Raw genomic sequence first — 14,772 nt, forward strand, 5'->3', positions numbered from 1 at the left:
GGGGAGATTGTACTCGAAAAATAGCATAGATGAACGCCATTAAAAGTGCTTAATTATTTTCTTCTGATTCTTCTCTTATTCTGAGCTTGTAAATGGTAAGTTTTTTGCGTAGAATTCGCGCCCTATTGTGAATATTTTATAGCGCACTCTAATAACACTATATTTAGCTGGAAGTGGGTGTGCGGAAATGCGGAGTTAATATGTACGCGGTTTTCCAAAGTGGTGGTAAACAACACCGAGTAAGCGAAGGTCAAATTGTTCGCTTGGAAAAGCTGGACATCGCAACTGGTGAAACTATTGAGTTTGATCAAGTGATGATGATTGCTAATGGTGATGACGTTAAAATCGGCGTTCCATTTGTAGACGGCAGCAAAATTAAAGCAGAAGTTGTGGCGCATGGTCGTGGCGATAAAATTAAAATCGTTAAGTTCCGTCGTCGTAAACACTACCGTAAGCAGCAGGGCCACCGTCAGTGGTTTACTGATGTTAAAATCACTGGTATCAGCGCTTAAGGTTTAGGAGAGCGGATAAATGGCACATAAAAAGGCTGGCGGTTCCTCACGAAATGGCCGCGATTCTGAAAGTAAACGTCTGGGCGTAAAACGTTTCGGCGGTGAATCAATTCTGGCAGGTAACATTCTGGTTCGTCAACGTGGTACTAAATTCCATGCGGGCACCAATGTTGGTTGTGGTCGCGACCACACCCTGTTTGCTTTAATTGACGGTAAAGTCAAGTTTGAAGTAAAAGGCCCAAAAAATCGTAAATTTATAAGCATCGTTGCTGAATAATTTTTCGATAGCCAAATCGAACGAGGCCCTGCAATAATTATTGCGGGGCTTTTTATTTTCAAAATGTGTTACTTTATAGGGCCTATATAGAGTAGCTGGCGAAGGTCTGGTTAGCTAAAGCGCCGTACCTGATAAAATGTCGAACGCCCATCAGTTAGATATAGTTAAGAGCAGAAGTGCTGCTCTGGAGCCTCTGGAAAGAAATGTCGCAAGTTAAGCAGAGTATGGCATTAGGCATAACATTTGCCCTGACCACTGCCGTGTTATGGGGTGTGGTGCCTATCGCGATGAAACAAGTTCTTCCGGTGATGACCCCTTATACATTGGTATGGTATCGCTTTTTAATCTCGGCAATTGGATTAGGCTTGATATTAGTGATGCAGCGTAAGTTGCCTCGGTTAGGTTTATTTCGTCGTCCCCGTTGGTTGGTATTACTGCTCATTGCAGCGGTAGGACTAGCGGCTAACTTTGTTTTTTTTAGCTCGGCGTTACAGTATCTGAGTCCAACAGCTTCACAGGTCATAGGGCAGCTTTCACCGGTAGGTATGTTGTTTGCCAGCGTACTTATTCTTAAAGAGAATATGCGGGTTACTCAAATTATAGGTGCAGTGCTGCTGATTGTGGGTTTGATACTGTTCTTTAATACGAATCTGATTGAGATTTTTACCCGTCTGACGGATTACACCAGGGGTGTTTTACTGGGTGTTTGCGGATCGCTGGTTTGGGTGACTTATGGTGTAGCGCAGAAGGTATTACAGCGTAGGCTATCCGCCTCTCAAATTCTGTTTTTACTTTATGTGTTGAGCACGCTTTTTGTGACTCCGTTGGCGGATCCGACGGAGATTTATCAACTGAATAGTTGGCAACTTGCCTGTTTAGCTTTTTGTGGCTTAAACACGCTGGTTGCTTACGGTGCGCTGGGAGAAGCCATGGCGCGCTGGCAAGTGGCTCAGGTGAGCGCATTGATCACCTTGACGCCACTGTTTACTTTATTATTTTCTGATTTATTAGCGTTGATGTGGCCGGATATGTTCTCCAGCACCGTGCTAAATATACTTGGATATAGCGGCGCATTCATTGTTGTCATGGGCGCCATGTTTTCCGCTGCGGGTCATCGGTTATTTCCCCGGCGGTTAGAGAAAAACACGGGATTACCCCTGAAATAATACGCCTTTTATGCGTCAGACAGGCTCTGGTTTGTTGACGGAAAATTGTGTGGGTAAACCAAACAGATAAATTACGGAGACAGTGAATGAAATTCGTTGATGAAGCCGTCATTCGCGTTGAAGCAGGCGATGGTGGTAATGGTTGTGTCAGTTTCCGCCGTGAAAAATATATTCCTAAAGGCGGACCAGACGGCGGCGACGGCGGCGACGGCGGCGACGTTTTCATGATTGCTGATGAAAACCTGAACACACTGATTGATTATCGTTTTGAAAAATCATTCCGTGCTGAGCGTGGACAAAATGGGCAAAGCAAAGCTTGTACTGGCCGCAGAGGTTCAGATACTACGATTAAGGTGCCTGTCGGTACACGTATTCTGGATCAGGGAACGGGAGAAGTGCTGGGTGATTTGACGCGTCATGGGCAAAAACTGATGGTAGCTAAAGGCGGCTTCCATGGTTTGGGCAACCTGCGTTTTAAATCTTCAGTTAACCGAAGCCCACGTCAAAAGACCAGCGGTACACCGGGTGATAAGCGCGAGCTGCTGTTGGAACTACTGCTGTTGGCTGACGTAGGAATGTTAGGGCTGCCTAATGCCGGTAAATCGACATTTATTCGGGCGGTTTCAGCAGCCAAGCCGAAAGTTGCTGATTATCCGTTTACTACTCTGGTGCCTAGTTTGGGCGTAGTGCGCATGGACAGTGAACAGAGCTTTGTTGTGGCGGATATCCCTGGTTTGATTGAAGGTGCTTCCGATGGTGCTGGTTTAGGTATTCGTTTCCTTAAACATCTTGAGCGTTGCCGGGTATTATTACACCTGATCGATATTGCTCCGATAGATGAGTCCGATCCGGTAGAAAACGGCCACGTTATCGTGAATGAGCTGAATCAGTACAGTGAAAACTTGGCTGATAAGCCGCGTTGGTTAGTGTTCAATAAAGTGGACTTGGTCGATGAAGAAGAAGCTCAGCAAAGAGCTAAAAGCATTGCGGATGCGTTAGGATGGGAAGGTAAATATTATTTGATCTCTGCCGCTAATCGCGAAGGTACAACAGCCCTTTGTTGGGATGTCATGTCATTCCTGAATACACATCCTAAAACTATGGCTATTGAAGAGAAGTCTCCTGAGAAAGTCGAGTTCATGTGGGATGACTATCACCGTACCCAGTTGGAAGAGCCTGAACCAGATGTGGATGAAGAAGACTTGGATGATGACGATTGGGATGAAGAAGACGATGATGGTGTTGAATTCATCTATGAGCGTTGATTAAGCCATACCAAACTCCTAAAAAGGCTGCCTGTTACGGTAGCCTTTTTTACATCTGTACCATAATTGTCTATGGTTTAAACAGCCATTCGCTAAATCGATTCTATGATTTGGCCGTATTTTTATAAATCGGAGAATCGGAAAGCTATGAAGAAAGCAACCTTATTACAGTTTTTCCACTGGTATTATCCGGATGGCGGTAAATTGTGGCCAGAAGCTACGGAACGGGCACAAGATCTCGCCGAGATGGGAATTACGGCCGTATGGTTGCCACCCCCTTATAAAGGCGCGTCAGGCGGTTATTCGGTGGGTTATGACAGCTATGACCTGTTCGATTTAGGTGAATTTGATCAAAAGGGAACCCGGGCAACCAAGTATGGCGATAAAGAAGGGCTGCTCAAAGCGGTTAATACGCTGAAAGAAAATGGACTGGAAGTGTATCTTGATGTGGTGTTAAACCATAAAATTGGCGCTGATGGAACCGAGCAGATAAAGGTTTCCCGGGTTGATCCTGACGATCGAAACATAATCTCTTCCGAGGTGATTGATGCACGGGCCTATACCCGTTTTACGTTTCCCGGCAGAAAAAATACCTATTCAGAATATGTATGGGACTTCCACAGTTTTAATGGTGTGGACTACCTTGAAGAGCCCAGAGAAGAGGGGATTTTCAAAATTGTGAATGATTACACTGACGATGGATGGGGTGATCAGGTCGACAGTGAAAACGGCAACTATGACTATCTGATGGGGGCCAATATTGAGTTTCGTAATCCGGCGGTGATGGATGAACTTAAACGCTGGGTTACTTGGTTGATGGAAACTGTACCTAGCGATGGTTTTCGGCTGGATGCGGTTAAGCACATCCCTGCATGGTTTTTCAAGCAGTGGCTCGATCATGCTCGAGGTACGGTTCAGCGAGATTTATTTACGGTGGCGGAGTACTGGTCTCACGATCTGGCAACGTTGCAAAACTATCTGGAGTTGGTTGACGATAAACTGATGCTGTTTGATGCGCCGCTACATCTTCATTTTCATCATGCATCACAACAAGGCAAAGCGTTTGACCTCAGTAAAATTTTTGCCGATACATTAACAGCAGCGGATGCGGAACATTCTGTCACTCTGGTTGCCAATCATGATACCCAACCTTTACAGGCGTTAGAAACGCCAGTTCAACCATGGTTTAAACCATTAGCCTATTCGTTAATTTTACTGCGTGAGCAGGGTGTTCCTTGTATTTTCTATCCGGACCTGTTTGGTGCCAGCTACCGTGATAAGGGGCATGACGGTAAAATGTGCAGTGTGGAGATGCCAGCCATTCGTGAGCTTCCTCTGTTGATTCGTGCCCGTCAACGTTTTGCTAATGGCCTGCAGACGGATTATTTTGATACGCCGAACTGCATTGCATTTGTTCGTGAAGGAACAGCCGAAGAACCAGGCTGTGTGGTGGTACTGTCCAATGACACTGAAAATAGTAAATCAATAGAATTGGGTAACGAATTAGCCAATAAACAGTATCGCGATTATCTTGGTATTCGACAGGATACCGTGGTAACTGATGAACAGGGGAAGGGAGTATTTCCGGTTAACGCCGGTAGCGTTAGCGTTTGGGTTCTAGACGAGTTCATGGAAAAGAACTGATGTAGCCGCCTGCTGTGTATAAAGCAGGCGGATGGGTATTATCATCGAACCAGTTAGTTGCTGTTGTACAGATCCCGGTATAGCGTACTTTCAAACTTTGCTAGCGTGGCCTTGCGACCAGAACGATCCTGTGGTGACATCGCATAGCTGGAAAGGAACTGAACAAAAGCGACTTTCTCTCCACTGGCGGCGGTCATAAACCCGGCCAGATTATAAACGCCCTGTAATGCGCCCGTTTTGGCAGAAACTTTACCTTCCAAACCGGCATCTTTAAAACCGCTGCGTGCACGTAGCGTTCCATCCTGACCGGCGGTCGGTAACATGGAAATAAAATCCAGTTGGCTATCGTTGCGGGCAATGTACTGCAGAATTTGCATCATGGTGTCTGCTGAAATCAGATTATGGCGTGACAAACCAGAACCGTCCGCAATCACTGTGTTGCCAATATCAATACCGGCTTGTTGACGCAATACTAACCGGACTGCGCTGGAACCAGAACGCCAGGTACCCGGTAAGTCGTATTGTTTATTACCCATCGTGCGGAAAACCGTATCGGCAATCATATTGTCTGAGCTTTTCAACATCACTTTTAGCAGGTCATGTAGTGGGGCAGACTGATTTTTGGCTAATACTTTGCCCGATTCAGAGTGAACGGTCTGGTAGCGAATAGCATTGCCAATCTGAATACCTGCCTGTTTCAGCTCATTCTTCACGATTTGAGCCGCGTATTCATTACCATCCTGAACGGCAAATGACAAAGTAACAGGCTTGTCTTGCTGAGTGAGACAGCCTGTCAGGGTATAACGCAGATTTTCACCGGCGGTAACGTCAAATTCGCAAAAGCGAGCATTGGGCGCGTTTCTTGAGTAAGATCGCACCTGACTGCTGACCTGTACAGGGAAGTAGGATGCGACTTGCACCGTGGCTATGCCCCCTTCCTGTTTTGAAGTTTGTAATGCGATAGAGAAGCAGTTTTTATCAATAATAGCGGCTGATGGTGGTGCACTGAAGCACTGGGTCATATCATTCCATGACCACCCGGGAGCTTTGTCATGACTGGCAAATACTGACGTATCGATTACCAGACTACCCGATATCTGGCGGATCCCCTGTTGTTTAAGGGATTGAACCATCGAGTGGACTTGCTGACTTTTCAAGGTAGGATCGCCGCTGAAACGAACAATTAAATCACCATTCAACACGCCATTATTGACTGGACCAGAACCTTCAATCGTGGTGGTAAAACGATAATCGGCTCCCAACTGCAACAGCGCGGCCAGTGCGGTGACGACTTTTTGTGTGCTGGCCGGTAACGTTAGCTGCTTATCCTGATAGTCGATAGAGGGTGTTGATGCGCCGACTTTCTGGACCATCAATGAAAGATTGGCCCCCTCAGGCAATAATTGGGTGTATTGTTCTATTTGAGTCGCTTGTGCACCAGTGATAACCAGTGAACAGGCAATTCCGCTGAAAACTTTCAATAAGCGCATAGTGAAAAATGACCTGCTTTTCTGCATGAAAAAATGATTACCCAACGTAGTTTGATATTAATAAATCAGTGATACGCCTAGGGCAAACGTCTGTTTAATAGGTAGTGTACCATCATTTGAGCGGCTAATTTATACCCTTGTTGTTATTGCTAGTTGTCGATTACGAAAGGCGAAATAAAAGTAAACGATGACCCCAATGCAACTCTAAGGTAAAATAACGTCTATCTATGACATATCGTTTGGTCTGGCGAAGTTATACCAGGCTGGGCGCTTTTTGCTTATAAAAGCAGTGGGAGTCACCGACTGCTATAGGTTGATTATTATATAAATCACTGATTATTTGAGCGTGACAAGTGATTTAAGAGGGATACAAGAGTATGCAACAAATTCCAATGACATTACTGGGTGCAGAAAGACTTCGCGAAGAACTCGAATACTTAAAAGGTGTACGTCGGCCGAAGATTATTGCTGATATCGCTGAGGCGAGAGCTCACGGTGACCTGAAAGAGAATGCTGAGTATCATGCAGCGCGTGAGCAGCAGGGTTTCTGTGAAGGGCGGATTCAGGAGATTGAAGCTAAACTGTCTAATGCACAAGTCATTGATGTTACCAGAATGCCTTATACTGGCCGGGTGATTTTTGGTGCGACGGTTAAGGTGATGAATCTGGAAACAGAAGAAGACGTTGTCTACCGTATCGTAGGTGATGATGAAGCAGATTTTAAACAAAACCTGATTTCAATTAACTCACCGATGGCCCGTGGTCTGGTTGGTAAAGAAGCCGATGATGTGGTCGTGATTAAAGCACCTAGTGGTGATATAGAGTTTGAAATTTTGAATGTCGAATATCTCTAAGCATCAACCGAATTTATGCAGGTTGTTATTTGACCGAGTGTAAAGAAATGAAAAAAGGCGACAATTATCACCTTTTTTCATCAAACTTAACGTGGCAGGCTGATCTTTTTGTCTTTACTGGCTCGATAGAGCACTAAAACACTACCGATCACCTGCACATTGTTAGCACCAGTTTCACGAGCGATCGCGTCTGCAATCAATTGTTTAGTTTCACGATCTTCCGTTGATATCTTTACTTTGATGAGTTCATGGTGCTCTAAAGCATGCTCAACTTCAGCGATAACGCCTTCAGTGAGACCGCTTGCACCTACCATGACAACAGGCTTTAACGGGTGCGCTAAGCCTTTAAGGTGCTGTTTTTGCTTGTTAGATAGATTCATTTTCTTTACGTCTGTTTGGGGTTGGGGGTTGAAAACGGTGTATTCTACCGCCATCTGATAGTTATCACCAAGGTTTGGTGTAAAACCTGATATTAAGTTATGGTTGGAATGCCGCATGGGTAATAAAAAGCGTTCAGCCAGCTCAACGCGCTGGTTACAAGAACACTTTAACGACAAATATGTACAACAGGCGCAGAAAAAGGGGCTACGTTCCCGCGCATGGTTTAAACTAGATGAAATACAGCAAGCAGACAAACTGTTTAAACCGGGTATGACAGTCGTTGATTTAGGCGCAGCTCCAGGTGGCTGGTCGCAATATGTTGTGACACAGATTGGTAACATAGGTAGAGTCATTGCATGTGATATTTTACCGATGGATCCTATCGCTGGCGTCGATTTCCTTCAGGGCGATTTTCGTGATGAGATGGTACTGAAGGCTTTGCTTGAGCGCGTTGGTGACAGTAAAGTTCAGATAGTTATGTCTGATATGGCGCCAAATATGAGCGGTACCCCTGCCGTTGATATTCCCCGGGCGATGTATCTGGTTGAATTGGCGTTAGACATGTGTAAAGACGTGCTGGCTCCAGGTGGAAGTTTTGTGGTTAAGGTCTTTCAGGGGGATGGATTTGATGAGTATTTACGAGATATCCGGGCCCTGTTTAAAACAGTGAAGATCCGCAAGCCCGATGCTTCACGGTCTCGTTCACGTGAAGTATACATTGTAGCGACTGGGCGCAAACTATAGTACCCTAACGCGTATTGTTAACACCATTGTAATATGAGGTTAATTCCTTGAGTGATATGGCAAAGAACCTAATTCTCTGGTTAGTCATCGCCGTTGTGCTGATGACCGTATTTCAGAGTTTCGGACCTAGTGAGTCGGGTGGCCGCCGAATCGATTATTCGACGTTCATGACGCAGGTTAGTAACAATCAGGTCAGCGAAGCTCGGATTAGTGGACGCGAGATACAGTATAAAACGCAGCCAGATAACGCGGCTCATACGACATACATGCCAACAGAAGATCCTCTGCTGCTGAGTCTTCTGCTGAAAAATAATGTTAAAACCGTTGGTGAACCACCGGAGCAACCAGGATTCCTGCAACAGGTATTCATTTCTTGGTTCCCAATGTTGCTATTGATTGGCGTATGGGTCTTCTTTATGCGTCAGATGCAAGGCGGTGGTGGTAAAGGTGCGATGTCCTTTGGTAAGAGCAAGGCGCGCATGCTGACAGAAGAGCAAATTAAAACTACATTCGCTGACGTTGCCGGTTGTGATGAAGCGAAAGAGGATGTCAGCGAGTTAGTTGAATTCCTGAGAGAACCGAGCCGTTTCCAGAAGCTGGGCGGTAAGATTCCAAAGGGCATTCTGATGGTAGGGCCTCCGGGTACGGGTAAAACCTTATTGGCAAAAGCGATTGCCGGTGAGGCGAAAGTGCCGTTCTTTACTATCTCTGGTTCTGACTTCGTTGAAATGTTTGTTGGTGTGGGTGCTTCTCGTGTTCGAGACATGTTTGAGCAAGCGAAGAAAGCCGCACCTTGTATTATCTTCATCGATGAAATCGATGCGGTAGGTCGTCAGCGTGGCGCTGGTTTAGGCGGCGGTCACGACGAACGTGAACAAACGCTGAACCAAATGCTGGTTGAGATGGATGGTTTTGAAGGCAACGAAGGTGTTATCGTCATCGCTGCAACCAACCGTCCAGACGTTTTGGACCCTGCATTATTGCGTCCGGGCCGTTTTGACCGTCAGGTTGTTGTTGGTTTGCCAGATGTTCGCGGTCGCGCGCAAATTCTGAAGGTGCATATGCGCCGTGTACCGGTATCCCCGGATGTGGATGAGTCTATTATTGCCCGTGGTACACCCGGTTTCTCCGGCGCAGATTTGGCTAACTTGGTTAACGAAGCCGCACTGTTTGCTGCACGTACTAACAAACGTGTGGTATCAATGGTTGAGTTTGAAAAAGCCAAAGATAAGATCATGATGGGTGCAGAGCGACGTTCTTTGGTCATGACTGAAGAGCAGAAAGAGTCAACGGCTTATCATGAAGCAGGCCATGCAGTTATTGGTTATTTAGTGCCAGAACATGACCCATTGCATAAAGTGACGATTATTCCCCGTGGTCGTGCATTAGGTGTTGCTTTCTTCTTGCCTGAAGGGGATTCAATCAGTGCCAGTCGCCAAAAGTTGGAGAGTCAGATATCTACAGCATATGGCGGGCGCTTAGCAGAAGAATTAATTTACGGTAAAGAAAAAGTGTCTACTGGCGCTTCGCAGGATATTAAATATGCGACTTCCCTTGCACGAAATATGGTCACACAGTGGGGCTTCTCTGAGAAGTTAGGACCATTACTGTATGCTGAAGAAGAGGGCGAAGTTTTCTTAGGGCGTTCAATGTCGAAAAGTAAGCATATGTCTGATGAGACAGCGCGTATCATCGATCAGGAAGTAAAAGCTCTCATTGAACGTAACTATGAACGAGCCAGACAGATCTTAGTGGACAACATGGATATTCTGCATTCGATGAAGGATGCACTGATGAAGTATGAAACCATCGATAAGCCACAAATTGATGATTTGATGGCTCGTCGTGAAGTTCGTGCGCCAGCGGGTTGGGATGATGTGCAAAGCGGTGGAATGAAACCACCGGCCAGCAACACTCAACCCCCCGTAACACCAGAAGAGAAGCCTGCGTCACCGGAATTCAGTAAGACTGATGAACCAAGTGATAAACCAGCGGTTTAATCTGTGTAGATGAACGATAGCGGCTCCTAAACGGGAGCCGTTTTTTTATCTCTAAAATATTAACTCGGGATGTAATATCCCTTTTGATGTGTGCTATTGTCTGGTGCTCTCGCAGTGGTATAAACACACCTTTGGCTGCCTATGATGCTATTCAAGGGACAATTTTGTTTTTATGGAGTGAAATTATAACGATGAAGACGTTTCGATTAATGGTAGCCGTGTTGCTGGCGGGTTACGGCGTTTTAAGCGTGGCTCAGGCTGCAGAACGAATTCCCGGCACGCCTGTCTCTATTGAAGCACCGGCTGGTTTCTCATTATCTAAACAGTTTACTGGATATATGAATGAAGCTGAGGGAGCTTCCATTATGGTCAACGAGATGCCCGCGCCTCTGGAAGAGATTAAGCATACTTTTATCCCCGACCTGATGAAAACGGAAGGTGTTCGCCTGCTGGCAACAGAAGAGGCCGTTAGCCATGAACGTAAAGTCTGGTTATATAAAATTGGTCAAACTGCCAATAATCAATCATTCAATAAATGGATACTACTTCAGGGTGACAGCAAGCGTTCGCTGATGTTAGTAGGTACTTATCCCGCAGCCGAAGAAGCTAAATTAGGTGATGCCATTAAGCGTTCTCTGATCAGCATGGATCTCGCTCAGGGGGAAGAAGGCAAACTGAATCTGGATGCGTTGGGCTACTCTATACAGGAATCAGACCATCTTAAAATTATTCGCCGGGTTAGTAATATGCTGATATTAAGCTTGCCCGGAGAGGCAGCCCCTGCGGCGGAAGGGGTTCAACCTATGATGGTGATTGCTTCCTCATACAGCAAAGTAGCGATTGGCGATCTGGTGGCATTCAGTGAAAAGCATATGAAGAATACTGCATCTTTGATAGAAATTGCCGTGCAGAAAGAAAGCGTTAAATCCGTCGATATAAAGGGTCATCATGGCGTTGAGATGTTGGCGAATGCAGAAAATGCAAAGAATCATGAGCCAATGAAAGTCTATCAGCTGATTGTGGAATCTAATGGTACTTATTATGTGCTTAAGGGCCTAGTTAAGGCCGAACAAAGTGAACAATACATACCTGAATTCAGAAAGATTGCAGAAAGCTTAAAAATTACCGATTAATTATTTTCATTTCTCAAGGCAGGGAATTTGAGCAGAATGTTCATCCCTGCCTCTGTTTTGGTATATTCTGATAGCCTTATTAAATTTGTAAGTATCTGCTCACTTATCTTTGAGTAGGTATCCGCACGTTAGTCATGTCTTACCTAGTGTTAAGGAATTCATCATGAAGTTAGAAAGTAGGGGATTAACGTTAGACCTCAATTACCCTCAGGTGATGGGAATTCTCAACGTAACGCCTGACTCCTTTTCTGACGGAGGTCGCTACCGCCAGATAGAAAATGCCCTACGCCATGCCAATGAGATGATTCAGGCAGGCGCAACAATTATTGATATTGGTGGTGAGTCGACACGCCCCGGAGCAGACGAAGTTCCGACAGATGAAGAACTTGAACGGGTCATCCCTGTTGCGGAAGCCATAGCAAAAAATTTTGAAGTATGGGTATCTGTGGATACTTATAAGCCCGAAGTTATGAGAGAATCTCATCGGGTTGGTGTTCATCTGATTAATGATATCCGGGCATTACAAGAGCCGGGGGCATTAGAAGTTGCAATAGAGTCTGGGCTGCCCGTGTGTCTGATGCATATGCAAGGTATGCCCAGAACCATGCAACATGAACCACAATATACCAATGTAGTGTCTGAAGTTGACGCCTTCTTTACTGAGCACATTACCCGCTGTGTTAACGCAGGTATGGACAGAGAGAAGATATTGCTCGATCCGGGATTCGGTTTTGGCAAGAATTTGAGGCACAATTACCAGCTATTGGCACATCTGTCAGATTTTCACCATTTTGGCCTTCCACTTCTGGTTGGAATGTCGAGAAAGTCGATGGTAGGGCAACTATTAAACGTTCCCCCCGAACAGCGGGTTATTGGCAGCATCGCCTGTGCAACAATCGCCGCGATGCAGGGGGCACAAATTATTCGTGTTCACGACGTAAAAGAAACCGCTGAAGCAATGCGAATTGTTGAAGCAACACTTTCGGCTAAGGAATAGAGATAACATGAGCGGCGATCGTAAATATTTTGGTACAGATGGCATTCGGGGCAAAGTGGGCGATCATCCAATTACGCCTGAGTTCGTGCTTAAACTAGGTTGGGCGGCTGGTAAAGTTTTAGCCCGCCACGGTTCGCGTAAAATCATTATCGGTAAAGATACGCGTATTTCTGGCTATATGCTGGAGTCTGCCCTGGAGGCAGGTTTGGCTGCGGCGGGGCTTTCAGCTTCGTTTACTGGCCCAATGCCAACACCGGCGGTGGCTTATCTGACCCGTACCTTCCGTGCGGAAGCGGGTATTGTTATCTCTGCTTCTCATAACCCTTATTACGATAATGGCATCAAGTTCTTCTCTATTGACGGTACAAAACTGCCGGATGAAGTTGAAGAAGCGATTGAAGCTGAAATGGAAAAACCACTGACCTGTGTAGATTCAGCCGAGTTGGGTAAAGCTAGCCGCATTAATGACGCTGCCGGTCGTTACATTGAGTTCTGCAAAGGCGGATTTCCAAGCGAACTTAGCCTGAGTGAATTAAATATCGTTGTAGATTGCGCTAATGGTGCAACTTACCATATTGCACCAAGCGTACTGCGTGAGCTGGGCGCAAATGTAATTACTATTGGTTGCGATCCCGATGGTATGAACATTAATGAGAAATGTGGCGCGACGGATGTTCGTCTACTGCAAGAACGTGTGGTTGCAGAGAAGGCACATTTGGGCATTGCATTTGATGGCGACGGCGATCGGGTGATTATGGTTGACCATTTGGGCAATAAGGTCGATGGCGATCAAATTATGTATATCATCGCGCGCGAATCTTTACGTCAGGGTCAACTTAAAGGCGGTGCTGTTGGTACGCTGATGAGTAACATCGGTCTGGAACTGGCGTTAAAACAGCTGGGTATTCCGTTTACCAGAGCGAAAGTGGGAGACCGCTATGTACTGGAAAAAATGCTGGAACTGGGCTGGACTATTGGTGCTGAAAACTCAGGTCACGTTATCTTATTAGACAAAACAACTACCGGAGACGGCATTGTTGCTGCATTGCAGGTACTGGCTGCAATGGCCCGTAATAATATGTCACTGCATGATTTATGCAGTGGCATGAAGCTGCTACCTCAGGTTTTGGTTAATGTTCGTTTTGTTGGTCAACATGATCCACTGGCTAATGAAACCGTGATGAAAGTGACCTCAGAGGTAGAAAAAGAGCTGGAAGGCCGCGGTCGTGTGCTGCTACGTAAATCAGGAACCGAGCCATTAATCCGAGTGATGGTAGAAGGTGAAAATGACGAAGAAGTTCTGCGATTAGCTAACCGTATCGCTGATGCAGTGAAAGCCGCAGGCTAATCTGTTTTAGATAGTACAAAGGGCGGATATATCCGCCCTTTGTTTAGCAATGTATAGGCCGTTATAAGCAAGGATGCAGCACGCCCATGTATAAGCTAATGAATAAAGTGGTGATCATTTTCCTGAGCTTGATTATTGCTGGATTACTACTTTTATATGGGTTGCATAGCGGCTATATCAGATTCAATTATCCATCACTTTCCGAGTACCCGATTCAGGGATTGATGTATCCCACCATCAGAATGAAATTAGCTGGCAGCAACTGGATAAAAAAAGCATTCGCTTTGTTTTTATCAAAGCAACAGAAGGCGGTGATTTTAAAGACAAGTCTTTTGCCACTAACTGGCAACGAGCCAATGAACAACGTTTGGTGGTGGGGGCTTATCACTTTTTCACCTTTTGTAAATCCGGTGAAGAGCAGGCACAGAATTTTATTAAAACCGTGCCAAAAATAGCGAATACATTGCCACCGGTAATTGATTTGGAATACGGCGGTAATTGCCAGTTAACGACAGAAAAAACTCAGGTACTGGCAGAGATAGCTGTACTTATTGAGCGATTAGAAGGTTTTTATCAGAAGAAACCCATTTTGTATGTGACCCAAGAGTTTTTTGATGATTTTCTTGTGGGGCAATTCGAGCAGAATCCACTTTGGATTAGGAACATATACCAGCGTCCGGATTTAAAAGACCAACGCCCTTGGTTATTCTGGCAATATGCAAATCGTGGGCGCTTAGACGGAATTGAAACTGCTGTTGATCTCAATACGTTCAATGGAAGTGAAGACGAGTTTAAAACACTCATTAGAGATTAAATATGAATGGTTTATCATCACTTTTCTCTGCGAATTTGGTTTTAACTGCGAACGCAAGTTACCCTAGTTTTCCCTTGATTATCGAATAAAATTGGAAGGTAATGTGTTTCCTTGGGGACTATACTGCTTAACAAACCGATGTAAATA

General features: G+C 45.4%; 14 protein-coding genes. 12 read left to right on the forward strand and 2 right to left on the reverse strand.

Annotated elements, in window-relative coordinates; all coding sequences use genetic code 11:
- Nucleotides 1-200 precede the first annotated feature (200 nt).
- From rplU to amyA, 5 genes are all read left to right on the forward strand, one after another.
- The gene (gene rplU, locus HYN51_RS01810; protein WP_108901276.1) at nt 201-512 is read left to right on the forward strand and encodes a 50S ribosomal protein L21; all 312 of its coding nucleotides are present in this window, start codon (nt 201-203) and stop codon (nt 510-512) included.
- A gap of 19 nt (nt 513-531) precedes the next feature.
- Nucleotides 532-789 (forward strand): 50S ribosomal protein L27, encoded by a 258-nt coding sequence (rpmA, locus tag HYN51_RS01815; protein ID WP_108901277.1) that lies wholly within the window; start codon nt 532-534, stop codon nt 787-789.
- A 203-nt stretch (nt 790-992) separates the two neighbouring features.
- A complete protein-coding gene (locus HYN51_RS01820; protein WP_108901278.1) occupies nt 993-1,955 on the forward strand; it encodes a DMT family transporter in 963 nt (320 codons plus the stop codon).
- Nucleotides 1,956-2,041: 86 nt separating this feature from the next.
- Complete coding sequence (gene cgtA / locus HYN51_RS01825) at nt 2,042-3,220, forward strand: Obg family GTPase CgtA (RefSeq protein WP_108901279.1); 1,179 nt, start codon at nt 2,042-2,044, stop codon at nt 3,218-3,220.
- 147 nt (nt 3,221-3,367) lie between these two features.
- Entirely contained in the window at nt 3,368-4,864 is a 1,497-nt protein-coding gene (amyA, locus tag HYN51_RS01830; protein WP_108901280.1) for an alpha-amylase, read from the forward strand.
- 53 nt (nt 4,865-4,917) lie between these two features.
- Here the strand turns inward: amyA and dacB are convergent, their stop codons facing one another.
- Complete coding sequence (dacB, locus tag HYN51_RS01835; RefSeq protein WP_108901281.1) at nt 4,918-6,354, reverse strand: serine-type D-Ala-D-Ala carboxypeptidase; 1,437 nt, start codon at nt 6,352-6,354, stop codon at nt 4,918-4,920.
- A gap of 377 nt (nt 6,355-6,731) precedes the next feature.
- Between dacB and greA the strand changes: the two genes are divergently transcribed.
- Nucleotides 6,732-7,208, forward strand: a complete 477-nt coding sequence (greA, locus tag HYN51_RS01840) for a transcription elongation factor GreA (protein WP_108901282.1) — start codon at nt 6,732-6,734, stop codon at nt 7,206-7,208.
- Nucleotides 7,209-7,294: 86 nt separating this feature from the next.
- Here the strand turns inward: greA and yhbY are convergent, their stop codons facing one another.
- Nucleotides 7,295-7,588, reverse strand: coding sequence for a ribosome assembly RNA-binding protein YhbY (gene yhbY / locus HYN51_RS01845; RefSeq protein WP_108902122.1), 294 nt, complete (start codon nt 7,586-7,588; stop codon nt 7,295-7,297).
- Nucleotides 7,589-7,703: 115 nt separating this feature from the next.
- On the opposite strand from yhbY, the gene rlmE reads away from it, so the two are divergent.
- From rlmE to HYN51_RS01875, 6 genes are all read left to right on the forward strand, one after another.
- A complete protein-coding gene (gene rlmE, locus HYN51_RS01850) occupies nt 7,704-8,333 on the forward strand; it encodes a 23S rRNA (uridine(2552)-2'-O)-methyltransferase RlmE (RefSeq protein ID WP_108901283.1) in 630 nt (209 codons plus the stop codon).
- A 47-nt stretch (nt 8,334-8,380) separates the two neighbouring features.
- Nucleotides 8,381-10,333, forward strand: a complete 1,953-nt coding sequence (gene ftsH / locus HYN51_RS01855; protein ID WP_108901284.1) for an ATP-dependent zinc metalloprotease FtsH — start codon at nt 8,381-8,383, stop codon at nt 10,331-10,333.
- Nucleotides 10,334-10,524: 191 nt separating this feature from the next.
- A complete protein-coding gene (locus HYN51_RS01860) occupies nt 10,525-11,466 on the forward strand; it encodes a hypothetical protein (RefSeq protein ID WP_157952953.1) in 942 nt (313 codons plus the stop codon).
- Nucleotides 11,467-11,629: 163 nt separating this feature from the next.
- Entirely contained in the window at nt 11,630-12,463 is an 834-nt protein-coding gene (folP, locus tag HYN51_RS01865) for a dihydropteroate synthase (protein ID WP_108901286.1), read from the forward strand.
- Nucleotides 12,464-12,470: 7 nt separating this feature from the next.
- Nucleotides 12,471-13,811, forward strand: coding sequence for a phosphoglucosamine mutase (glmM, locus tag HYN51_RS01870; RefSeq protein WP_108901287.1), 1,341 nt, complete (start codon nt 12,471-12,473; stop codon nt 13,809-13,811).
- A gap of 277 nt (nt 13,812-14,088) precedes the next feature.
- The gene (locus HYN51_RS01875; RefSeq protein ID WP_230514044.1) at nt 14,089-14,625 is read left to right on the forward strand and encodes a GH25 family lysozyme; all 537 of its coding nucleotides are present in this window, start codon (nt 14,089-14,091) and stop codon (nt 14,623-14,625) included.
- The last annotated feature ends 147 nt before the right edge of the window (nt 14,626-14,772 follow it).

The organism is Limnobaculum parvum, assembly GCF_003096015.2.
In the GTDB taxonomy this organism is placed as follows: Bacteria; Pseudomonadota; Gammaproteobacteria; order Enterobacterales; family Enterobacteriaceae; genus Limnobaculum; species Limnobaculum parvum.